The 20,725-nt window shown below is 42.8% G+C and carries 23 protein-coding genes; 14 read left to right on the forward strand and 9 right to left on the reverse strand.

The genetic code is table 11. The annotated features are described in order from the left end of the window. Positions 1 to 24: 24 nt before the first annotated feature. On the forward strand, positions 25 to 621 hold the full coding sequence (gene wrbA, locus PYW33_RS02325; RefSeq protein WP_016806775.1) for an NAD(P)H:quinone oxidoreductase: 597 nt from the start codon (positions 25 to 27) through the stop codon (positions 619 to 621). Positions 622 to 668: 47 nt separating this feature from the next. Here the strand turns inward: wrbA and PYW33_RS02330 are convergent, their stop codons facing one another. Further along, complete coding sequence (locus PYW33_RS02330; protein ID WP_016806774.1) at positions 669 to 1,103, reverse strand: hypothetical protein; 435 nt, start codon at positions 1,101 to 1,103, stop codon at positions 669 to 671. A gap of 847 nt (positions 1,104 to 1,950) precedes the next feature. Here PYW33_RS02330 and PYW33_RS16985 point away from each other — a divergent pair. From PYW33_RS16985 to PYW33_RS02345, 3 genes are all read left to right on the forward strand, one after another. Continuing rightward, complete coding sequence (locus PYW33_RS16985) at positions 1,951 to 2,328, forward strand: hypothetical protein (RefSeq protein WP_004645089.1); 378 nt, start codon at positions 1,951 to 1,953, stop codon at positions 2,326 to 2,328. After that, positions 2,322 to 3,527, forward strand: coding sequence for a CsgG/HfaB family protein (locus PYW33_RS02340; protein ID WP_004645091.1), 1,206 nt, complete (start codon positions 2,322 to 2,324; stop codon positions 3,525 to 3,527). Before PYW33_RS16985 ends, PYW33_RS02340 begins: the two co-directional genes overlap by 7 nt. An 84-nt stretch (positions 3,528 to 3,611) precedes the next feature. Next, positions 3,612 to 4,286, forward strand: a complete 675-nt coding sequence (locus PYW33_RS02345; RefSeq protein WP_004645092.1) for a hypothetical protein — start codon at positions 3,612 to 3,614, stop codon at positions 4,284 to 4,286. Positions 4,287 to 4,598: 312 nt separating this feature from the next. On the opposite strand, the gene PYW33_RS02350 is transcribed toward PYW33_RS02345, so the two are convergent. From PYW33_RS02350 to PYW33_RS02360, 3 genes are all read right to left on the reverse strand, one after another. Further along, the gene (locus tag PYW33_RS02350) at positions 4,599 to 5,174 is read right to left on the reverse strand and encodes a xanthine phosphoribosyltransferase (RefSeq protein ID WP_004645093.1); all 576 of its coding nucleotides are present in this window, start codon (positions 5,172 to 5,174) and stop codon (positions 4,599 to 4,601) included. An 88-nt stretch (positions 5,175 to 5,262) separates the two neighbouring features. Beyond that, entirely contained in the window at positions 5,263 to 5,976 is a 714-nt protein-coding gene (locus tag PYW33_RS02355; protein ID WP_004645094.1) for a DUF3108 domain-containing protein, read from the reverse strand. A gap of 159 nt (positions 5,977 to 6,135) precedes the next feature. Beyond that, positions 6,136 to 6,822 carry a hypothetical protein gene (locus PYW33_RS02360; RefSeq protein ID WP_004645096.1) on the reverse strand — a complete coding sequence of 229 codons (687 nt, stop codon included), beginning with the start codon at positions 6,820 to 6,822 and terminating at the stop codon, positions 6,136 to 6,138. Positions 6,823 to 7,087: 265 nt separating this feature from the next. On the opposite strand from PYW33_RS02360, the gene PYW33_RS02365 reads away from it, so the two are divergent. After that, positions 7,088 to 7,945, forward strand: a complete 858-nt coding sequence (locus tag PYW33_RS02365; protein ID WP_004645097.1) for an energy transducer TonB — start codon at positions 7,088 to 7,090, stop codon at positions 7,943 to 7,945. Positions 7,946 to 8,113: 168 nt separating this feature from the next. Here the strand turns inward: PYW33_RS02365 and ybeY are convergent, their stop codons facing one another. Genes ybeY through miaB form a run of 3 tightly spaced genes read right to left on the reverse strand, consistent with a single transcriptional unit; the run spans position 8,114 to position 11,188 of the window. Continuing rightward, a complete protein-coding gene (gene ybeY / locus PYW33_RS02370; protein WP_004645098.1) occupies positions 8,114 to 8,596 on the reverse strand; it encodes an rRNA maturation RNase YbeY in 483 nt (160 codons plus the stop codon). Between the two features lie 19 nt (positions 8,597 to 8,615). Next, on the reverse strand, positions 8,616 to 9,692 hold the full coding sequence (locus PYW33_RS02375) for a PhoH family protein (protein ID WP_004645099.1): 1,077 nt from the start codon (positions 9,690 to 9,692) through the stop codon (positions 8,616 to 8,618). Positions 9,693 to 9,730: 38 nt separating this feature from the next. Beyond that, the gene (miaB, locus tag PYW33_RS02380) at positions 9,731 to 11,188 is read right to left on the reverse strand and encodes a tRNA (N6-isopentenyl adenosine(37)-C2)-methylthiotransferase MiaB (protein WP_004645100.1); all 1,458 of its coding nucleotides are present in this window, start codon (positions 11,186 to 11,188) and stop codon (positions 9,731 to 9,733) included. 334 nt (positions 11,189 to 11,522) lie between these two features. Between miaB and PYW33_RS02385 the strand changes: the two genes are divergently transcribed. The 6 genes from PYW33_RS02385 to PYW33_RS02410 all read left to right on the forward strand — a co-directional run bounded on the left by PYW33_RS02385 (position 11,523) and on the right by PYW33_RS02410 (position 16,410). Then, positions 11,523 to 13,457 (forward strand): lytic transglycosylase domain-containing protein, encoded by a 1,935-nt coding sequence (locus PYW33_RS02385; RefSeq protein WP_016807089.1) that lies wholly within the window; start codon positions 11,523 to 11,525, stop codon positions 13,455 to 13,457. A 33-nt stretch (positions 13,458 to 13,490) separates the two neighbouring features. Beyond that, complete coding sequence (locus tag PYW33_RS02390) at positions 13,491 to 14,129, forward strand: ribonuclease T2 family protein (RefSeq protein WP_004645102.1); 639 nt, start codon at positions 13,491 to 13,493, stop codon at positions 14,127 to 14,129. Positions 14,130 to 14,296: 167 nt separating this feature from the next. Continuing rightward, on the forward strand, positions 14,297 to 15,283 hold the full coding sequence (locus tag PYW33_RS02395; RefSeq protein WP_004645103.1) for a malate dehydrogenase: 987 nt from the start codon (positions 14,297 to 14,299) through the stop codon (positions 15,281 to 15,283). Between the two features lie 169 nt (positions 15,284 to 15,452). Next, the gene (locus tag PYW33_RS02400; protein ID WP_004645104.1) at positions 15,453 to 15,731 is read left to right on the forward strand and encodes a DUF2789 family protein; all 279 of its coding nucleotides are present in this window, start codon (positions 15,453 to 15,455) and stop codon (positions 15,729 to 15,731) included. 51 nt (positions 15,732 to 15,782) lie between these two features. Then, entirely contained in the window at positions 15,783 to 16,037 is a 255-nt protein-coding gene (locus PYW33_RS02405) for a DUF2789 family protein (RefSeq protein ID WP_004645105.1), read from the forward strand. A 115-nt stretch (positions 16,038 to 16,152) separates the two neighbouring features. Continuing rightward, the gene (locus PYW33_RS02410) at positions 16,153 to 16,410 is read left to right on the forward strand and encodes a DUF2789 family protein (RefSeq protein WP_004645106.1); all 258 of its coding nucleotides are present in this window, start codon (positions 16,153 to 16,155) and stop codon (positions 16,408 to 16,410) included. Positions 16,411 to 16,500: 90 nt separating this feature from the next. Here the strand turns inward: PYW33_RS02410 and PYW33_RS02415 are convergent, their stop codons facing one another. Both PYW33_RS02415 and PYW33_RS02420 read right to left on the reverse strand, forming a co-directional pair. After that, entirely contained in the window at positions 16,501 to 17,028 is a 528-nt protein-coding gene (locus PYW33_RS02415) for a hypothetical protein (RefSeq protein ID WP_004281425.1), read from the reverse strand. Between the two features lie 70 nt (positions 17,029 to 17,098). Continuing rightward, the gene (locus tag PYW33_RS02420; RefSeq protein WP_004645111.1) at positions 17,099 to 17,701 is read right to left on the reverse strand and encodes a 2OG-Fe(II) oxygenase; all 603 of its coding nucleotides are present in this window, start codon (positions 17,699 to 17,701) and stop codon (positions 17,099 to 17,101) included. A gap of 117 nt (positions 17,702 to 17,818) precedes the next feature. Here PYW33_RS02420 and PYW33_RS02425 point away from each other — a divergent pair, with 117 nt between their 5' ends. From PYW33_RS02425 to PYW33_RS02435, 3 genes are read left to right on the forward strand one after another with little or no spacing between them, the layout of a single operon-like run. After that, the gene (locus tag PYW33_RS02425) at positions 17,819 to 18,676 is read left to right on the forward strand and encodes a 23S rRNA (adenine(2030)-N(6))-methyltransferase RlmJ (RefSeq protein WP_004645112.1); all 858 of its coding nucleotides are present in this window, start codon (positions 17,819 to 17,821) and stop codon (positions 18,674 to 18,676) included. Between the two features lie 38 nt (positions 18,677 to 18,714). Beyond that, positions 18,715 to 19,536: a CDP-diacylglycerol--serine O-phosphatidyltransferase gene (gene pssA / locus PYW33_RS02430; protein WP_004645113.1), complete on the forward strand. Its 822-nt coding sequence runs from the start codon at positions 18,715 to 18,717 to the stop codon at positions 19,534 to 19,536. Positions 19,537 to 19,556: 20 nt separating this feature from the next. Further along, positions 19,557 to 20,633 (forward strand): DUF6670 family protein, encoded by a 1,077-nt coding sequence (locus tag PYW33_RS02435; RefSeq protein WP_004645114.1) that lies wholly within the window; start codon positions 19,557 to 19,559, stop codon positions 20,631 to 20,633. Positions 20,634 to 20,725: the final 92 nt, after the last annotated feature.

Genomic DNA, 20,725 nt, shown 5'->3' on the forward strand with positions numbered 1-20,725 from the left:
TTTAAGTAATGAATAAGAACCATGATGCAACCTTATGTCCTTGTTTTATATTACAGCAAATATGGCTCAACCAAAGAAATGGCGCATCTGATTGCCAATGGAATTGAAGCGGCAGGCGTGGCAGTAAAAATCAGGACAGTTCCAAATATTTCCAGTATGGTAAAAGTTGCTGAACCGAGTATTCCGGCAGAAGGGGATATTTACTGTACTCTGGATGATCTGGCGCAGTGTGCCGGCCTGGCGCTCGGTTCACCGACCCGTTTTGGCAATATGTCCTCTGAAATGAAATATTTTTGGGATCAGACCACGAGTCTGTGGCTGAATGGAGCGCTACACGGTAAACCGGCTTGCGTGTTTACGGCATCAGGTTCCATGCATGGCGGACAGGAAAGTACTTTACTCACCATGCTGCCGCCGTTATTTCATCATGGCATGATGATCATGGGGCTTAGTAACTCAACACCGGCACTCTCGAATACCAAAACTGGTGGTACGCCTTATGGCGCTAGTCATGTCAGCGGCCCACGGCATGATCAGGGCCTGAGTCAGGATGAAAAAATTCTGTGTGAAGTACAAGGCAAGCGTTTAGGTGAAGTGGTACTGAAACTCAATCGAGTCTGACAAGCACTTACAGGAAATGAAGAATGAACTTCATTTCCTGAATTTTATTAGGCTTCTTTTTGATCTTTTTGATCTTTTTGATCTTTTTGATCTTTTTGATCTTTTTGATCTTTTTGATCTTTTTGATCTTTTTGACTAAATCTGTATTTGCATTTCAGACATTGATAATCCTGAAACAGATTACGGTCGACAGAAACCCCGGCTTTTTTCCCCAGAAAATTACCGACCACACCGCCGGTAATCCCGACACTGATTGCACCGACAAAAGTGCCTACGGTTCCGCCGACAATCACACCTAAAGGTCCGGCTACTGTACCAATTGCAGCGCCAATCGATGCACCTGAAGCAGCGCCACCCACAGTCCCTGCAGTTGCACCCGCTGAACTCATGAGAATGCCGCCAATTTTCTTTAAATTCTGTTCATGATCGCGCTGTTCGATATCAGCTGAGCCACATTTAGGACATTGCATAGATTGTTCCATCAAGGATTGAGATGTGCTTGTTTTAGGTTTGTCGGGAATAGGATGTGTGCCCTGATCAGCACTTATTCATAACATACAACAACACACTAGATAAGTTTTGAATTCGCAAATCAGAAACATTGCATACTCACTTGATTCTAGTTGAGTTCACGCTAAAACATTGTATTTCAGCTGTAAATATATGCCTTCTTGGTTGATTAACGCAATTCTTAACCTGTCATTGAGGAAATGGCAAATCTCAAGATCATCAGAAATGTTCTTCTCTCATCAGTCTAAATATTGCGATCTTAGGTAGGCCATTTCTGGATTCGAAATGAAAAAGGAAGGGAAGTCGAAAAATATGTAAACGAGTTCTTATCAGGTCTATTCAAGTTTTCAGCCAAAATACACCTGAATATTGGCGTTTCTTTATAAGTCACCTTCATTGTAATTGATTAATTATATTTTAAATAAATCGTGACATTTATCCTTATTAAATAGAAGTTCTAATAAAATAAAAATTTACGACTTTTAAAATATAAAAAGTATAATAATTCTAATCTTTATTAGATAAATTTTTGATTATTGATAATATAAAAAATATATTATCTTAATCAAGTTTTTTGGATGAATTTTATATTCAAAAAAAATTTATATAATGATTTCTTACAAATCAAAAATAATAAACAAATATATATTAATTTAATAAAAACAATAATTTATATTTTTAAATAAAACAAAAAAAATAAGTGAATAGGGATAAGTTTTACATTTTATAATTTTATGTGATTTAATATTTTTCAGATAAATTTAATCTTACTTAAATGAAAAATTAAATAAATATCTTAAGTCAGAGGATATTAAGATTATGAGAATATTAGTTATCAATCTGGGTTTATTAGGTTTATGTTTTCTGAGTAACGCTTATGCCACCTCTGATGAGTGGACTCAGCGTTGGAAATCATCCAGTGCCCGTTCCAATGAGAATCTAGTTCAAGCCAATCTGATCGAACTTAAGGAGTCAGACTATTATTCCGGATTAGGTAAAACCACCGTTCATAGCACCTCAACTACTTCCATCGGGACGGTAAATACCCCGACCAACAATATCAATGTAGAGGGTACAGACAACAGTATCGATATTACGAGTGAGTTGCTGAATGAAGCACCAGTCAATTCAAATACCAACCAAAATCCTCAGCGCTGTTTTAATTTAAGTAACAGACCAGGAGAATCACAATGTTGAATTTCTCCTCGACCAGAAGACATATATCTTTCGTGAGTGCCACTGTCCTTTTCAGCTCTTTTTTAACAGGCTGCACGGGTTTAGCGCCCTCAAACAAGAAGCCAGTTAGCCTGGTACAAGGCCCCCCAATTACCGATATTTTTACCCCTTTTGATATGGCTTTATCCTGCCTAAAAGGACAATTACGTAGTGATGTGAGTTTCTCCGTGGGGGCAATTCTGGATCAAACCGGTAAGGATGTAGTTACCAATGGTGGTAGCGGAAAAATGGTGACCCAAGGTGCGGGAGATATGGTGCAATCTGCCTTGTTTCAGGCGGGGGTAAGCTTAATGAACCGGCGTGATCCCCGGATTATCGAAAGCGAAGCCAAGTGGGGCATTCGTGATCCAAGACAAATCCAAGCTTCTGATTATTATGTGACAGGCAGTATTAACAGTCTGGATTTTATTCCGGGTGGTGGTTTTGACATGCAGATCGCTGGTGTCGGTCCGAATTATAGTCAAACCCGGATTATGGTCGGTCTGGATTTATCTTTGACTGATACCCGCAGCAGTAAAGTCGTGGGCAATGTTTCATTGCAGAAGCAAATTGCTGCACAGGATTATGGCTTAAGTGCAGGCAGATTCGCTGGTCGTACACTCTTAAATATTCAGATTGGAAAAGGAGAACGAGAGGCAACTAACTTTGCCTTGCGGCAAATGTTGAATCTGGCCACTTTTGAATTGCTGAGTCAGGTTGTCCCACCCGCCGTATTTGAAAGTTGCCGTGCGCAGATACCGCCAGAGTTTGGTCAATTGAACTTAACCCGAAGTTCTGTTGCACTGCATAAATACAAGAAAAACCAGCAACAAAATAGTACAGCTTCAAGCAGTGCTGTTCAGGAGTCAGTCTCAAGCCAGGCAGACTCATCTAATGAAAAAAATAAGTCAACCAACTCCCCAAGCAAAGATACGAAACCACCTAAACAGAAAGAGTCCGAGGTGATTCAAAACCCTGAAGCAGAGCCTGAAATGAGTAAACAGGACTTGATTAAATATATCAGCAAGAAGCAGCGTCAACCTTCTTCAAATGAAAAGAATGAAGAAAAAGATACTCAAGAAGAAGCTGCTAAAGAACAAGAAGATGAAAAAACCACAACGCTATGGGAGGTTAATCCTGATGTGGTCGAAAATTACTGGTCTAGCACCCAACGTGATTAAGAATATTTAAAAATGGGCTCGCTCCCATTATAAGAAGGAGTACTTAGCGAGAGGTACTTCAAAACAAAAGTAGGAAGAACAACGATGAAAAATACGATCAAAACAATCGCTTTATCCGTCGCCTTTCTGTCTAGCGCAGGTATGGCATACGCCCAAGATGGTGAAACACCTACTGATGTCACCGTAGATACAGGCTTACAAGCTACCCTGGATTCTATTTCTCAGCAGGTTGAAAATGGTTCTGCTTTGAATCTTGCAGTGAATACAGGTGATGTTGATGCAAGTGTCGATTTAGAAGCAATTGCAGAAGCTACAAGAGAAGCACCAGACGCCATTAGTTCAATTGAAGGTACAATTGAAACTACTGCGATTGGTGCCGCGAATACAGGTAGTATCAGTATTGAGCAGGGTAGCTACAATAAGGTGGTATCAGACATATCAGATGCAACGGATAACTACGACTACAGTGAAGTAACGAGTGCAACTAATAATTCTGAAACTCTAGAGGAGCTATCAGAGGTTGCGGATAGTTCAGATATCTCGGAAGTTGTGAGTTCGACACTAAGTACTGACTATAGTGAGGAAATCAATGAAACTTTAAGCAATTATAGTGTAGCGAATATTGCCTATAATGCGGGTGCTATTGATGCATCTGTCAGTGCTATTACAGAAGGAACTCAAACTGCTATTAACAACAGCATCACAACTACCGCTATCGGTGCTGTGAATAGCGGTAGTATCACTGTGACTGTTAAATAAACTCTTTTTTCGAGGTGAACACAGGTCTAACTATTGGCAGATAGTTAGGCCTCTTTATTTTATAATAACATCCACATAAATTGTTGTTTATTCATCGGATAAAAAAGTACTTATTTGTTTGACACTCTCTATTTCAGAAATTGAATAGCCTGGAGCTTAAGATTAAGCCATTTATCTAGGAGCAAATCTGGAAGAATAAATAAGAACTTAGGCTGAGCTATAGCCGAGCTCTGGATATTTTAAATTTATATCATCAGAAAAACACAATAAAAAAAGAGCGCATCAGCGCTCTTTTAAAATTCATTGGCGAGCTTAGTCGCGAACAAATTCAACTGTGCCATTTGTCAAAGACTTTACGCGTGCCAGTGATTCCACACGGTAGCCTTTTTCAAGCAGCAGCTCACGGCCTGGCTGGAATGATTTTTCAATCACAATGCCAATACCGACTACTTCTGCATTTGCCTGGTGAATCAGGTCTGCAAGACCTAAAGCGGCTTGACCATTGGCCAGGAAGTCATCGATCACTAAAACTTTATCGGTTGAGCTGATGTGTTTATTTGAAATCGCGATCGTGCTTTCAGTCTGTTTGGTAAATGAAAAGACTTTAGAGCGATATAAATCATCTTTCAGGGTCAAAGACTGGTATTTACGTGCAAAGATCACCGGTACGCCAAGCTCTAGGCCGGCCATTACTGCAGGTGCGATACCTGATGCTTCAATCGTAATAATTTTGGTAATACCAGCATCTTTAAACAGACGCGCAAATTCTTGACCAATCAGTTGCATCATGACTGGATCAATCTGATGGTTTAAGAAAGAATCTACTTTCAAAACTTCTTCAGAGAGAACGATGCCTTCAGCCAAGATTTTCTGTTCTAGTGCATGCACGGGAGAATCCTCAAGAGCAGGTGCTTTTTCAAGCAAAAGCGTATTGTAAAAAGCACCCGGAAAAAATCAAGTGAAATTCGCCAAAAACTTAGTTGCTTGCACCTTTATAGTCAGTTAACAGCAAACCATAGGAGGTTTTCTTGTCAACATGCGAAACTTTGACTGGAAGATAATCAAGTTTTGGTGCCAGCCAGAAAATGGTTTCACGACCTGGTTTGCTATGTTTCATCACCACTTTAATGGTATTAAAAGATCCGTATTTGGTACTTATAGTCTCTGAACCCTGTTTGACAAACTTACGGCCTTCAATTTCTTTGGCATCAGCGATATAGTAATTTGTTTTCAGGCCTGAATTTTTTAAGTCTTCACGAATTTGCAATTCTGCATTCAACTCATCCAGAACATCTGCTCTCCAGGCAAAAGAACGTTTTTCATCGTCTTTCTTGGTACTGATAGTTTTGCTGGAAGGATTAAAATTAATACTCATGGTGTTGTTATGCACCAGTACTTTACTGCTGCGACTGAAACTGCTTGATCCGATCTTGCCATTATTAAAAGTAAAGCGGCTGGTTTCGGTTGCAGAGGCAATACCCCCGGCTTTTGCAGCAAAGACATAAGTCCAGTTATTGCCAGATTTGCTTAAAGTCCGCGTTGCAGAACCCATATTCTTGCCATTATAGCTAAATTGATAACTGGCCTGGAAAGGAGTCATGGCAAAAGCTTGGCTAGAAATACCAGTGAACAGTATCGCGCTGCTCAGACCCGTGGTCATCACTAAAGTTTTGAATACAGTCTTCGCCATCAGTTATTTTCCTATATTGATTCAACGGGCAAAACATATCACTTATTGCACCCTTTATTATTTGGGCAAAATATGGAAATTGAAGGGATATTTCTGCCAAAAATGTATATTTCATGTAGTTTTATGGAGCTTTTGTTCAAAAACTACGTTCGGCATGATTTAAGAAGGATCTTTCTGTTTGATGGGAGTGACCCGGTTATCATCCATCTCGTCTTCATCCCAGTTCTCTTCCTGATCTTGGGAGAGTTTTCTAAACAGGGCGGCCAGATTGACGTTGCCAATCACCACCAGTTCGGCTTCACGAAGTACTGCGTGATTCACATGAACTTTGCTTAAGGTATCAATGACAGATCGGCTTTTACCTAACCAGCGATTTAAATCGAGATAGAGCAAGTCATCGATGACTTTAATTACGCCCAGTTTTTCCAGAATCATTCCCAAAGGATCTTTATTCAAAACACGTTGATAGAAGAACAGGCCAAAACGCACGCCAAGTTTATACAGCATATTCGGGTATTTGGCTTCAATCAGCTGAGTATCACTAATTTGCTCGAACACGATCAACTGGGTAGTTTTATTCAGTTCCATCTGTACCAGTTTCAAATCAACCGATAAAGTGACAATCAAGCCTTTATAATCTAGTGTTGCGTAGAGACGCAGCCAGTCTTCATGTAAATCTGCGTGTAAGTCTTTCAATGCATCGACATTGTCTGTGACAAAGCGCTGAAAGGTTGCATTCAGGAAGACTTGCGATAGGGGAAATTCACGCTCATCTTCAATAAATCCTTCCGCCCTCTGATACACTTGGCGGATTCGGTTGGAAATATTGGAAATTAGCGTTTGCATACTGAAGCGTCCTGGCAACTTTATTTTTGACTCGGGATGTATCTTGTCGAATTGTATGAAAAATACAAGCGTTCATGCTTGAAGTTTAGCAAAATAAATAGCACCATTTTTATAGTTTTAGTTATGTAACGTTGAAGATTTGATGGATTTGGCATTTTAAAAAGATAAATGACGAATCCGTTTATTTTTAAGCTTTCAAATACTTTTTTTTGGGGAACTGAACTCAGTACTGAGTTTGGGCGAATGTGAAAAAACAATGATACTCATGCCTCTGGTCAGAACTTGGTGGAAAGATCCAGTGTTTAGCAGTGCGATGCTTGCCGCAGGCATTCTGCATTTGATCGTGCTGACCCTGGAATTTGGTATGCCGCAAGATCGGGATACCAGCACCAAAGAAATCGCCGTCAGTTTGCGACAGACGGATGAAGATATTGAACATGCTGATTTTCTGGCTCAAACCAACCAGCAGGGTTCCGGTCAGTTTCGAGAAGCGCATCGCATGTCCAGTGATATGCCATCGCCGTTAATGGAGCAGCAGGCGGGGGAAGAGCAAAAAGAAAGCCCGGATATGCTGCAACAGCAACGGGAGCTGAGTTTCGAAGAAAAAGTGCTGATGACTACCTTGAGCTGGCAAAAGCAGGCAGAAGAAAATCAGCGTAAAAAAATGCAGGAACAGCTGCAAAGCCAGTTTCAGGCCAAAGCTGCGATGGTGGCGAGTCTGGAAGCACAATATTTACAGCGCCAGCAAAACTTCAGTCGTCAGCAAAAAATTAAAACAGTCGATGGCATCCAGGCCAAGCAGGATGTCTCGGCTGCCTATTTGGAAAAGTTCCGTCAGAAAGTGGAATTTTATGGTAACCGCTATTATCCGGAAGCCGCCAAACAGCAGAATCTGGCAGGGGAAGTGCGTCTGATGGTGATCCTGAACCAGAATGGCGGAATTCGAGCGATTCGATTAATTGACAGTTCAGGACATGCCATGCTGGATGAGGCCGCGAAATCTTCCGTGCGTAAGGCGGCGCCATTTGGTGCTTTCGATAGCAAAATGAAGGAAATTTCCGAACTACGAGTTATTCGTACCTGGCGTTTTGATCCGGCCGAAGCTGAGTTTGAGGTGCGTTAATTCTTTCAGTTTATATCACTGACCCTCCCTCTAACTCCCTCCCAAAGGGAGGGAGAACTACCATTGCGATAGGTATTCAAACTCCCTCTCCTGATGCGAGAAGGTTGGGGTGAGGGGAAACAATAAAAAAGCGAGCCTGAGCCCGCTTCCTTCATTTTCTTTTTAATCTTAATTTCGTTCCAGATAAGGATTTTCAAAACCCAGTTTGGCCAGAATCTCAATTTCAATGCTTTCCATCTCGTCAGCATCTTCATCAGAGGTTTCATGGTCATAACCCATTAAGTGTAAGGTGCCATGAACCAGCATGTGGGTGAAATGGGTGAGGGGAAGTTTTTGCTGCTCAGTTGCTTCAGCAAGCACCACCGGAATACAAATCACCAGATCACCAATCGGAAATGCATCCAGAAATTGCGCCATTTCATCTGGCAGTTCGCTTGGAAAAGACAACACATTGGTCGGTTTATCCTTGCCACGATATTCCAGATTCAGTTTATGGCTTTCGTCATGATCGACACAGGCAATACCAATTTCGCAATCACTTTGTGTGCCGATATGACGTAAGCTGGTTTCTACAACTTTTTTGATATATGCACGTTTCAGTACCAGTTCAGGTGACTGAAAGTCCTGTTGTAGGGAAAGACTCAGTTTCAAAACAAATCCTTAAATAAACTTAATGCTGTGCATCTGCCGCAGCATCATTTTCAGCGATCAAGGCTTCCTGACGGGCTTTACGCTCGGCACGTGCTTCGGCACTTAAACGCTGCTGCTCACTGTCCCAGCCTTCATAGGCTTCAACAATTTTCTGTACCAGTTGATGACGTACCACATCACGGGAATGGAAACGGGTAATGTGAATTTCAGGAATCTTGTCAATCACACGTAAAGCATGTGACAGACCAGATTGCTGGCCACGTGGTAAATCCACCTGCGTCACGTCACCGGTAATCACCGCACGTGATCCAAAACCTAAACGGGTCAAGAACATCTTCATCTGTTCAGGGGTGGTATTTTGCGCTTCATCCAGAATTACGAAAGAATGGTTCAGGGTACGACCACGCATATAGGCCAGTGGTGCCACTTCAATAATCTGACGTTCGATCAGCTTGGCTACTTTTTCAAAGCCGAGCATTTCATACAGGGCATCATATAGCGGACGCAAATATGGATCGATTTTCTGGGTGAGATCACCCGGCAGGAAACCGAGTTTTTCACCGGCTTCGACGGCAGGACGTACCAATAAAATCCGCTGGATTTCGTTACGTTCCAGCATATCGACGGCGGCAGCAACGGCAAGGTAAGTTTTACCTGTCCCTGCCGGGCCAATACCAAAGGAAATATCACTTTGCAGAATACGTTGCACATAACGCTTCTGGTTTGCACCGCGCGGATTGATCCGGCCTTTACGGGTCTGTAACCAGACCGCATCCAGACCGGTATGCTCCTGATCTTCCAGATCCTGCTGAAGTTCGCGGTCAGTCTGGCTGCCTTGAATCATCAGATGCAAGGTGTCTGCACTGATCTGTGTACTCTGTTCAGATTCTTCATGCAGACGTTGCAAGAGCAGCTCAGCTCTCTCAACAGCATCGATTTCACCATCAATAATGAAACTTTCTCCCCGATGGGAGATTTTGACATCTAATCGTTGTTCAATTTGTTTCAAATGACCGTTGTAAGCACCTAACATGGCCTGTATACGGTCCATCGAAATTCCAGGAAAAGCTACTGTACGTCGAATCGCTGCAGTCAAGAGTGTTCCTTATAGAAGTGTACGTTATGTGCTCTACATTACGCCACGTCAGGCTCAAGATTCAAGAGCTCACCGTAAACTAAATTTAAAGTTTTAATTTCGGTAATTTCGATCTCGGCAAAGCGGCCGACCCAGGCAGGATCACCAATAAAGTTGACATAACGGGTGTTGTCCGCAGTACCCACCAGAATATTCGGATCTTTATCAGAAACTTTCTCGATCAGCACACGTTGCAGCGTACCCAGCATGGCATCGGTCTTGTCAATACTGGAACGCTTGATCCATTGCTGAACTTTGGCCAGACGTTCTTTTTTCACATCTTCCGGAGTTGTATCTTCCAGTTCTGCCGCAGGCGTACCCGGACGCTTTGAATAGATGAAACTATAGGAATGGTCAAAATCCAGATCTTTGATGAACTGATACGTTTCTTCAAAGTTCTCATCGGTCTCGCCCGGGAAGCCAATAATAAAGTCCGACGATAAATGCATGTCTGGACGTACTTTACGTAACTTGGCAATTTTCTCGATGTAGACATCAATAGTGTGGTTACGTTTCATCGCTTGTAACACATCATTTGAGCCACTTTGTACTGGCAAGTGCAGGTGCGATACCATTTGTGGAAGGTCGCGGTAACACTGGATCAGGTCATCATTAAATTCGAGCGGATGCGAGGTGGTATAACGAATCCTGCCAATTCCCGGAATGTCAGCGACCAGACGTAATAAATCTGCGAAGGTACAGATGTTGCCTTCAAAGGTTTCACCACGATAACCATTCACGTTCTGACCCAAAAGCGAAATTTCACGCACGCCTTTTTCAGCCAGACCGGCAATTTCCGCCAGTACGTCATCGAGTGGGCGAGAAACTTCTTCACCACGGGTATAAGGTACAACACAGAAAGAACAGTATTTAGAACAGCCTTCCATGATGGATACAAAAGCTTTATAACCTTCTACACGCGGCTCTGGCAGAAAGTCGAATTTCTCGATGTCCGGGAAGGAAATATCCACCAGTTTGATTTTTTCTTTTTTCGGCTTTTCGATCTGCTCAAAATGCTGATCCAGCATTTGTGGCAAACGGTGCAGGGTTTGCGGGCCAAAAATCATATCGACATAATTGGCACGTTTCTGGATGTTGTCACCTTCCTGAGATGCCACACAACCACCGACACCAATAATCAGGTCCGGATTTTTGTCTTTGAGCTTGCGCCAGCGGCCCAGCTCGGAGAATACTTTTTCCTGTGCCTTTTCACGGATCGAGCAGGTATTCATCAACAGAATATCGGCCTCTTTCGGATCAGTGGTCAGCACATAGCCATGGGAATCGCCTAACAGGTCTGCCATACGGTGACTGTCGTACTCATTCATCTGACACCCTTGCGTTTCGATGTACAGCTTTTTCACTGAAGCATCGCTAACAGGGGTGTGCGCTGGCTGGGTAACAGTGTTTTCTGAGGCAGCTGGGGCACCATTCGGAATGAAGGTTTGAACCGTCATGTAGGCTCCTACAAGGTAATACGTTGAAAGAGTGAACGAACAGCCTGATTGATGCATCAAACAGGTGAATAAAAATTCAATTCACAGACTGAAATCTTGGAAAGGCGCATATTTTAGCAGGAAAGTCGCTTAAACTTATAGCCCAAATTAACTGTGGAAAAATATTGATTTATGGGCAAAAATTGTCTGTAGATTAATATTGCTTAATCATAAGGTTACATAACTGAACAATAGAGTTGGTTATAATCTTCAAACTAGCTCTTATGATATGCAACATGGGCAAAGCATAAAATCGATGATAGAAGGCAAAGGGATGTTGAAACACACTAAAACTATGTATAAATACTATAAATTAATTACTTTAAGTGTGGCATGTATCTGTTCAGCGAGTACACAGGCAGCAGAAGAACAATTTAATGATGCCTTGCGTGCAGCCAATGCAGGTAATACTGAACTGTTACAGCAATATCGTCTGTCTATGCAGAATGATGCCTTGGGCTATTATCCGGAATACTGGATTTTAAACCAGAATCTTGCCATGCAGCCTGTTAGTCAGATTATCAGCTTTGCCCAGCGTTACCCTCAATCCGCCATGGCTGAAAAGCTGGCAGCAGACTATGTCGAAGAAAAGGTAAAAATGGCAGACTTTAGTACTGCTCAACCGGTATTGCCTTATGTAACCAATGCTGATCCTGCCGAAGCCTGTGCAGTGGCACAAGTGCGCGCCAAAGCTGGCGATGAACTGGTCTATGCCGAGTTTAAAGAAGTCTGGTTAACTACCAATAGCCAGCCTGATTCTTGTACTGGTTTAGGCCGGATGATGCTATCCAGTCCACTCATGACCTCAGAAGACCGTCAGCAGCGACTCTGGGGACAACTTCGTGCCGGACAGTCAGGTCAGGCCATTGCGACAGCGCAAGGCATTGGTCTAAATCTGTCTCTGGCACAACTGAATTCGATTCAGGCCAATCCCACTAATTATTTGTGGTCTGCGCCTAAAAGTACTGCGGCAGAGCATGCCTATCTGATTTATGCGCTGGGACGTCTGGCCGATAGCGATTTGGACTCAGCTTTGTCTATCGTCAAGCGGACCGCGGAAGGTACACCAGTACAGGTACAACGCGCCTTATATCGTGCTGTCGGTTATATCGGTGGTACCACAGTGATGAAAAACAACTTCAACCGTGAAGTGTTAAATGCGCTAGATGCCAGCTATGGTCTGCCATTTAGCCCGGAAGAAGCCGAGATTTATGCGCGTCAGGCGATTCGTTTTAGTGCCTGGGAAAGTCTGATCCGTGCTATTGACAGCATGAGCGTCAACCAGAAACAGGAAGATCGTTGGCAATACTGGCTGGCACGTGCCAGCGAACAGCGTTCAGACCGTAGTTCTAAACAGACCGCTCAAAGTATTTATCGCAAACTGGCAACCGGGGATGACTATCACAATCTTTTGGCACGTGACAAGTTGGGACAGGTGACTGCAAGTACCCCCAATCCAGCGCAGCCATCCAGTCAGGCCATGCAGCGTTTGAATCAGGATATTCATTTCCGCCGTGCTTTCACTTTACGTAATATCAGTGCCCCGGATAACTACATTAACCGGGAATGGAACTGGGCGGTGCGTCAGGCTTATCTTAAACATGACGATGACCTGTTACTGGCAGCAGCAAAACGGGCCATGGACATGGGCTGGCATGATCGGGCCATTTATGCTGCTGATCGTACTGCAAGCAAACATAACTATCACTACCGCTATCCGATGCCGCATCAGAACTATGTGGTCAGTCATAGCCGAAATGCAGGTATTGATCCGGCCTGGGCGTATGGTTTGATGCGTCAGGAAAGCCGTTTCAATACGGTGGCACGTTCACATGTGGGCGCGGGTGGTCTGATGCAGATCATGCCGGATACGGCCAAGCTGGTGGCGCGTCAGATGGGTGAAGCTTATAATCCGGCAGCACTGACTGATATGAACACCAATATTCGCTACGGAACATTCTATTTATCTACGATTCAGCGTCAGCTCAGTGATAGTCCGGTTTTGGCAACGGCAGGCTATAATGCCGGTCCAAACCGTGCCCGCCGCTGGCAGCCAGAATTTCAGGGGATTGCCGCAGATCAATATACTGAAAGTATTCCTTTACTCGAAACCCGAGATTATGTGAAACATGTCATGACCAATGCCACGCATTATGGCATCTTGTTAGGACAGGGGGCACAGTCGGTAGGTAAACGCATGCAACTGATACCATTACGTAATACACAATAAAATTAAAATTATTGGGGGGATGGTGGTTTATTCATGAAACTAATGAAGGATCGTCGAGTCTGGGCCGGATTGGTGGCACTGGTGGTTTTTACCAGCAGTCCGGCAGCGTTCGCCACGCCGACAGACTATGTCATGGATGTACAACTGGTGCCGGCTTTATGTAGCCTGTACCCGGAATATGCCAAGAAACGAAAATGTCTGGAAGGCTATTCGCTGAATATCTCTGGCTTATACCCTCAAACCACATCACAAAACTGTACGACCACCAGTTCTGCAAAGCTGTCACCACTGCAATCCAAGGTAGTGGCCAGAATCATGCCGGATGAGAATACCCGAACCTTGTTATGGCGCAATATCGGCGGCTGTGTGCCGATGAATGCCAGCCAGTATTTCCGCACGATTATCAATTATGCTGACCGTCTGAAAGTACCGACGGAACTGACGGAACAGGAAAATATTACGATTTCTGTCGAGGTACTACGGGCGAAATTTGTGAAAATTAATCCGAAATTACCGAGCAATGCCTTGCGATTCAACTGCCAGCAGACTCAGTCAGCTAGCGTGCTTACCTCGATCAAGGTCTGTTATCGCCCCAATGGCAATTACAAATCCTGTCCTGCCAACATTATTAATACATGCCCAAAAACTGTCACAATAAAAGGAACATACTGAGCTTTTTTGCCGATTTAATTTATATTTCCTATCAGACTTTAGGTGAAATCCGTCCTCTTTTATATGCATCTGGCAAAGGATTGGAGTACAATCTTTCGCGTTTACGATTATTAGATTAAATACTAACTATTTAATCGCATTGAATATCCTCAATTGGAGATAATTAGATGAAGCAAGCAGTTCGTGTTGCCGTTACTGGCGCTGCAGGTCAAATTGGTTACAGCCTATTATTCCGTATCGCAAGCGGCGAAATGCTAGGTAAAGATCAACCAGTGATTTTGCAATTGCTCGAAGTTCCTTTTGAGAAAGCTCAACAAGCGCTTAAAGGCGTAATGATGGAGCTTCAAGATTGTGCATTCCCATTACTAGAAGACATGATCGGTACTGATGATCCTAAAGTTGCATTTAAAGATGCTGACTATGCGTTATTAGTTGGTTCACGTCCACGTGGTCCAGGTATGGAACGTGCTGACCTGCTTAAAGTGAACGGTGAAATCTTCATCGGTCAAGGTCAAGCATTGAACGAAGTTGCAAGCCGTGACGTTAAAGTTCTAGTTGTTGGTAACCCTGCAAACACGAATGCTTACATCGCAATGAAATCTGCTCCAGATCTTCCAGCGAAAAACTTCACTGCAATGTTACGTCTTGACCACAACCGTGCTGCATCTCAAATTGCTGCTAAAACTGGTAAAGCGGTTAAAGACATCAAAAATCTTACAGTTTGGGGTAACCACTCTCCAACCATGTATGCCGACTACCGTTTTGCAACAATTAACGGCGAAAGCGTTAAAGACATGATCAACGACCAAGAATGGAATGCAAATACATTCCTTCCGACTGTTGGTAAACGTGGTGCTGCGATTATCGAAGCACGTGGTTTGTCTTCTGCTGCTTCTGCTGCTAACGCTGCAATCGACCATATGCGCGATTGGGCTCTTGGTACAAACGGCGAATGGGTAACTATGGGTATTCCTTCTGACGGTTCTTACGGTATTCCTGAAGGCGTAATGTTCGGTTTCCCTGTAACGACTGAAAACGGTGAATACAAAATCGTTCAAGGTCTAGAAATCGACGAATTCAGTCAAGAGCGTATCAACTTCACGTTGAATGAACTTGAAGAAGAGCGCGCAGCAATTGCTGACATGCTTAAATAATTTGATCTTTTCAGATTAAGTTGAAAAAGCACTCCATTTGGGGTGCTTTTTTTATATCACTCACTTTAATCAACAAAAAATAACAAGCTGTGAAGGAGAGACAACTGAGTTTTCGCTATGAGCCATCTAAGGTAGAAACAAGATTATAGATAAAAAGATGGAGGTTCAGATGTTAGAGCAACGCGCTACCTTCGAACTTTTCTTTGAACAATTGGGTCTGGATTCGAGTCCGGAAGCCATTGATGAGTTTATTAGTACGCATCAAATTGGTATGGATGTACCGCTGCATAAAGCTCCCTTTTGGAGTAAATCACAGCATGACTTTCTGATCAGTCACTGGAAGAAAGATGATGACTGGGCCATTTTTGTCGATGTGTTAAATGAACAATTACATATTGAGGCAGAGGGTTCAGGTTCCTGTGACATACCCAGCCATAAATCAACCTAAGAATTCGAATCTCAACACGCTCATAATTTAACGCTACGATGGAGTCTATTTATGCTTACGGAACAACAGTTAACTTTAGAATTATTATTTGAACAATTGGGTTTGCCTTCTGATGAAGCCTCAATTAATCAATTTACCCATACCCATCAATTGCCATCTGAAGTCGCATTGCCAGATGCCGAATTCTGGAGTGAGGGACAAAGTGCCTTCCTGCGTGAACATTGGCACCAAGATGATGAATGGATTGTCATTATTGACAAGTTAAATCAGCTTTTACATGTGGAAAGCGACAAACAAAGCGTTTAAATGCATTCATACAAAAAGAAACAACAAACCTAGTCAAAGGACTAGGTTTTTTTTGTCTTATCTTATAAGTTAGATCTATAAATAATTACAATTTATCTGATATAAGGAGGGCGCGATGCTCGCAAAGAACCAACCATCCTTAGAGCTCTTGTTTTCTCAGCTCGGTCTCGCCAATAGTCCTGCGGCTATTGAATTGTATGTACGCACCCATCAACTGCCAGCAGGGCTGTCCTTGCATGATGCGCCATTCTGGAATAAAGCCCAGCGTTCTTTATTAATCAGCCATTTGGTACAAGATGATGATTGGGCAATTTGGGTCGATGAACTGAATCAGCAACTGCACATGGACGCTTATAGACGTCAACCTGCTTGATCATTTTTCCTATATTTTTCTGATATTTAAAATAAGATGATATAGCTTGTATTAAAAAACGCCTCATTTGAGGCGTTTTTGTTCTTTGGCTTAATGCATTTTGCTTTTTAATATTTTGTTAAACCATTCGTGCTGACGATAATCATTAAATGCATGATGCTGCTGTAATAATTCCAGCTCAAATTCGGCAGTGGTGGTGTACTTACCTAACCAGTGGCGGGTCAGGGCCGGCTCATTTTTACTGGCACTGGCATAGGCCAGAAAGAAATAAATGTCCCCATGTTCATAACTGGCCATTGGCTTTAAAATTTGCTGAGTAATCAGGGCGAAATGGTGCTCTTTGGTCAATTCAAAAAACATCATATAAGCCTTGGCCAGATGCAAAGATAGGTTGATATACATGCGCAGCGGCATTTCTTCAAATTCTACCCGGCCTTGTTCCAGCAACACTACGGCTTCTTGCAGGAAATGTCGCTGTTCCTGACGCAGTTCACTTAAAGTCACCAGCTGTAAACGAAGATCAGCACGTTCAAGCGTTAATTCCGGCGTATTGCCTTTTAAATACAATTGGTCAGTTTCACCCAGACGTTGAATAATCTGTTTGGTCGTTAATCGCATCAACGCAATCCTCATTTCTCAATAATGGCTATATGAGGTTAAAAATTAAAATTTAAAGCGGCAGCGTGTCTTAGAGTAGTGAGGTATCACTTCTTAGCCAGGCGGTAATGGATAGGCGTTGCTGTTTAGAGATTAAAACTTCATGTAATAAATCGCTCTGGAACAGCGCCATTCGGTTCGGTTTTGGCTGGATAATATGCCACTGGCCATGTTTGTCCTGCAGGCGTAGTTCACCGCCCCAGTCCGTCTGCCATTGTCCATGTAAATAATACACACTGGAAATCATCCGGCCATTTTTACTTTGGGGGTTGTCACGGTGCAGGGCATAGAACTCACCCGCGTGATAGCAAGCGAAATGCGCTTCGACATCTTTGATGCCTAAATAAAACGCGCGGTTTAAAATTTGAGAAAATTGTTGAAGGGTTTGAATGTGTCGGTGGGAAATTTGAAATTCAGGTTGTAACCAAAGAATATGATCACTACGGATGTTGTTAACGACACCATTTTGAATGGCTGCATTACGAAATTCGTTTAAGTGGCTTAAGCATTCTTGACTCACTGCATGTTGATATTCGCTAGAGTAAGCATCGTCAACAATACTAAAGCCATGTTGATCTAAATCATCTAAGATTTGATCAACATTCCAATCCCCTGGGATGATAACTGCTTCCATTTTTTCAATTCTCGATAGTGTGGTAAAAAAAGGTCCGCTATTTTAGTGCAATAATCGTTTCTGAACGAAATAGTTTTTCATGTTAAAATAGCAATTGATCTTAGGAATAATTGAAACATGAATTACCGTCACTCTTACCACGCAGGCAACTTTGCCGATGTGATGAAGCACGTTTTATTGCTTCAGTTGTTGACTCGACTGAATGCAAAAAACAAACCTTATCGCTATGTAGATACACATGGTGGTGCAGGTAAATATGATTTGTCGACTGCCGAAGCGCAAAAATCAGGTGAGTTTTTAAACGGTATTCATCGTCTTGTTAAGCTGGATGATTCGATCAAGCGTAATGCACCTGAAGGCGTACAACAATATTTGAAAATTGTTGAAAATATGCGTGAAAACTTTGGTAAGGGTGCTTATCCGGGTTCACCGTGGTTTGCCCTAGAAGGCATGCGCGAGATTGATAAAGCGACCATTTTTGAAATGCAGCGTGATGTATTCCAGCAACTTCGTCATAATATTTTTGACAAGCGTGCCGGTTTGCATGAGCGTGATGCATACGAAGGTCTGTTGGCTGTCATTCCACCGAAAGAAAAACGTGGTCTGGTGATGATCGATCCGCCATATGAACTGGAGCGTAAAGATTTCCCGCAGTTGGTCGAACTGCTGGTTACCGCGTATAAGAAATGGCCGACAGGTGTATTCGCGGTTTGGTATCCAATTAAAGACCGTGCCATGATCGAACGCTTCGAGAAGAAAATGTTCAAGACTGGTATCCGCCGTCAACTGGTTTGTGAAGTCTGTGTATGGCCGGATGATACCCCAGTAGGCTTGAACGGTTGTGGTTTGCTGGTGATTAACCCGCCTTGGAAATTCTCTGAAGATGCAGATGAAGCGCTACAGTGGTTATTCCCGCATCTTCGCATGAGTGAAAATGGTGGTCACGCTGCAGTTCGCTGGTTAGTGGGCGAGTAATTTTTTTAAAGATCAGGTCATAGCTAGGATCGACAAGAATGACAAATATAAGCAAACCGGAACGCGACTCTTCAACTGAAGTGCCTTTTGATGGCATCACCTTTGAGGTAGAAGAAGAGGAGCATACCCAGGAAGGGCAAAAAGTTAAGCGTCGAGGCATCTATCTATGGCCGAACCTGATTACAACAGCAGCGTTGTTATCAGGTTTCTACTCGATTATTGCCAGTATGAATGGTAATTTTCAGCAAGCTATTTATGCGATTTTTATTGCGGCATTACTGGATGGACTAGATGGCCGTGTAGCTCGTGCGATTGGCGCACAAAGTCCGTTCGGTGAACAGTTCGATTCCCTTTCTGACATGCTGGCTTTTGGTGTAGCTCCCGCTATTTTGATGTATAGCTGGGGCTTAAGTGATTTGGGTCGTATTGGTCTGGCAGCCTGCTTTGTTTATACCGCGTGTGCTGCGTTCCGTCTGGCGCGTTTTAATGTACAGATTGGTGTGGTCGATAAACGTTATTTTATCGGTGTGGCAAGTCCTCTGGCTGCCATCATGATTGTGTCATTGGTCTGGGTCGGTCTGGATTTTCCAGAAATCTTTGATATTCGTGAACCTTCTCTTCAGGTCATTAATGCAGTAGTCATTATTGCGGTGGGCTTGTTAATGATTTCCAATATCAAGTATTACTCATTCAAAACAGTAGAGCGTAAACGGGTTCCATTTTTTGTCCTACCAATCGCCGTATTCGTCTTTGCAGCGATGACTTATAATATTCCTGTCGGCATTCTGGTAATTTCTATTCTCTATGCCTTGTCTGGTTTCGTGACCACCTTTATGGCAAAAAGATCGAGTACATTATAAAAATATAAAAGGAGTCTGAGATGCGGTTTCTTCAAGATTTTTTAGATCGTTCGAAACAGCTGAATCAGACTCCTACTGTTTCGCGCTATCCCGCCTATCATGGCCTTACCTCAAAATATAAAATTATTCATCAAGGATTAATGATCCCCGGACTTCCGGCACCGCTCTATTATTTAAACTTTCTGAGTATTATTGGGCAACCCAATGCGCCCATGCTGGCAAACCCCAGTGCAATCGAAACCACAGCCTTAGATACCGCCACCGTGATTTGCAGTTCGAGTCCACATATGGTGGGGCAATTGCATCACTATTCTGTCAAGCAGGACTGTCATTTTAAATCTAGTCTATTTCAGTTTCTGGATCGTGAGCAATTGAGCGGAAGTTTTCCAAATTTTCGTTTGCAACGTTCTGACTCGGAACTCAGTTTTGATTTAAATATTCAGACCACTCAGCTAATTTCTCATTTTACCCAAATGCGTTTTTCCTTGGCAGATCACTGGTCTTTGCTGTGTCATTGTCAGGGAACAGTGAGCTATAAAGCGCAGCAATATACGATCGATGGTCTGGGAAGCTTTGAATACGCGCGGAGTTTTAACTTTCCCTATCTGCCTTTGGCTTTCCTGACTTATCAAATTATTAATCTCAGTGAAAATCGGCAACTGTTGTTGGCGCAAATTCGGGATGGTTTTAATCGTATTGTTCAGTCGCGGATCTATCTGCGTGATTTAAAAAACATGCGGACCCAAATGTTCGATCGCAAAGTTTATTTTAAAGTTCATCGTGTTTATCCGCGTGTCACGACACCCAATCGGCAAAGTATGTATTTGCCGCGCGAATTTGAATGGTGTTATAAAAACGCAGACGGTACTTGTATCTGGGTACAAGGTCAAAGTCGTGGAGATTTTAAATTTGGTCTGGCAGCGGGCTATGTAGGAAGTTTTAGTTATCAAGTAAAAATAAATGAAGAAACCGAAAATGGGGAAGGAGGCTATTGTGAATACATAGATTGCCGGCCTTTACGCTTTCAGGAAGAGAATAAAACAGAAAAAAGATTAAGTCATTTATCTAATTCAGTCCCTTTAATGCTCAAGAAATGAAGAAAAGTGCGATTTTTGTAGAATAAATAAACAGTCGTTAGTTTTTTATTGAATTATTTAAAAAAGGGGGGTTGCAAGGGGTGTGAAATGCT

Origin of the sequence: Acinetobacter lwoffii (assembly GCF_029024105.1) — a bacterium.
Taxonomy (GTDB): Bacteria; Pseudomonadota; Gammaproteobacteria; order Pseudomonadales; family Moraxellaceae; genus Acinetobacter; species Acinetobacter lwoffii.

Coding starts and splice junctions, on each gene's coding strand:
- wrbA (WP_016806775.1), top strand. CDS start 25: ATGCAACCTTATGTCCTTGTTTTATATTACAGCAAATATGGCTCAACC.
- PYW33_RS02330 (WP_016806774.1), bottom strand. CDS start 1,103: ATGGAACAATCTATGCAATGTCCTAAATGTGGCTCAGCTGATATCGAA.
- PYW33_RS16985 (WP_004645089.1), top strand. CDS start 1,951: ATGAGAATATTAGTTATCAATCTGGGTTTATTAGGTTTATGTTTTCTG.
- PYW33_RS02340 (WP_004645091.1), top strand. CDS start 2,322: ATGTTGAATTTCTCCTCGACCAGAAGACATATATCTTTCGTGAGTGCC.
- PYW33_RS02345 (WP_004645092.1), top strand. CDS start 3,612: ATGAAAAATACGATCAAAACAATCGCTTTATCCGTCGCCTTTCTGTCT.
- PYW33_RS02355 (WP_004645094.1), bottom strand. CDS start 5,976: ATGGCGAAGACTGTATTCAAAACTTTAGTGATGACCACGGGTCTGAGC.
- PYW33_RS02360 (WP_004645096.1), bottom strand. CDS start 6,822: ATGCAAACGCTAATTTCCAATATTTCCAACCGAATCCGCCAAGTGTAT.
- PYW33_RS02365 (WP_004645097.1), top strand. CDS start 7,088: ATGCCTCTGGTCAGAACTTGGTGGAAAGATCCAGTGTTTAGCAGTGCG.
- miaB (WP_004645100.1), bottom strand. CDS start 11,188: ATGACGGTTCAAACCTTCATTCCGAATGGTGCCCCAGCTGCCTCAGAA.
- PYW33_RS02385 (WP_016807089.1), top strand. CDS start 11,523: ATGTATAAATACTATAAATTAATTACTTTAAGTGTGGCATGTATCTGT.
- PYW33_RS02390 (WP_004645102.1), top strand. CDS start 13,491: ATGAAACTAATGAAGGATCGTCGAGTCTGGGCCGGATTGGTGGCACTG.
- PYW33_RS02395 (WP_004645103.1), top strand. CDS start 14,297: ATGAAGCAAGCAGTTCGTGTTGCCGTTACTGGCGCTGCAGGTCAAATT.
- PYW33_RS02400 (WP_004645104.1), top strand. CDS start 15,453: ATGTTAGAGCAACGCGCTACCTTCGAACTTTTCTTTGAACAATTGGGT.
- PYW33_RS02405 (WP_004645105.1), top strand. CDS start 15,783: ATGCTTACGGAACAACAGTTAACTTTAGAATTATTATTTGAACAATTG.
- PYW33_RS02410 (WP_004645106.1), top strand. CDS start 16,153: ATGCTCGCAAAGAACCAACCATCCTTAGAGCTCTTGTTTTCTCAGCTC.
- PYW33_RS02415 (WP_004281425.1), bottom strand. CDS start 17,028: ATGCGATTAACGACCAAACAGATTATTCAACGTCTGGGTGAAACTGAC.
- PYW33_RS02420 (WP_004645111.1), bottom strand. CDS start 17,701: ATGGAAGCAGTTATCATCCCAGGGGATTGGAATGTTGATCAAATCTTA.
- PYW33_RS02425 (WP_004645112.1), top strand. CDS start 17,819: ATGAATTACCGTCACTCTTACCACGCAGGCAACTTTGCCGATGTGATG.
- pssA (WP_004645113.1), top strand. CDS start 18,715: ATGACAAATATAAGCAAACCGGAACGCGACTCTTCAACTGAAGTGCCT.
- PYW33_RS02435 (WP_004645114.1), top strand. CDS start 19,557: ATGCGGTTTCTTCAAGATTTTTTAGATCGTTCGAAACAGCTGAATCAG.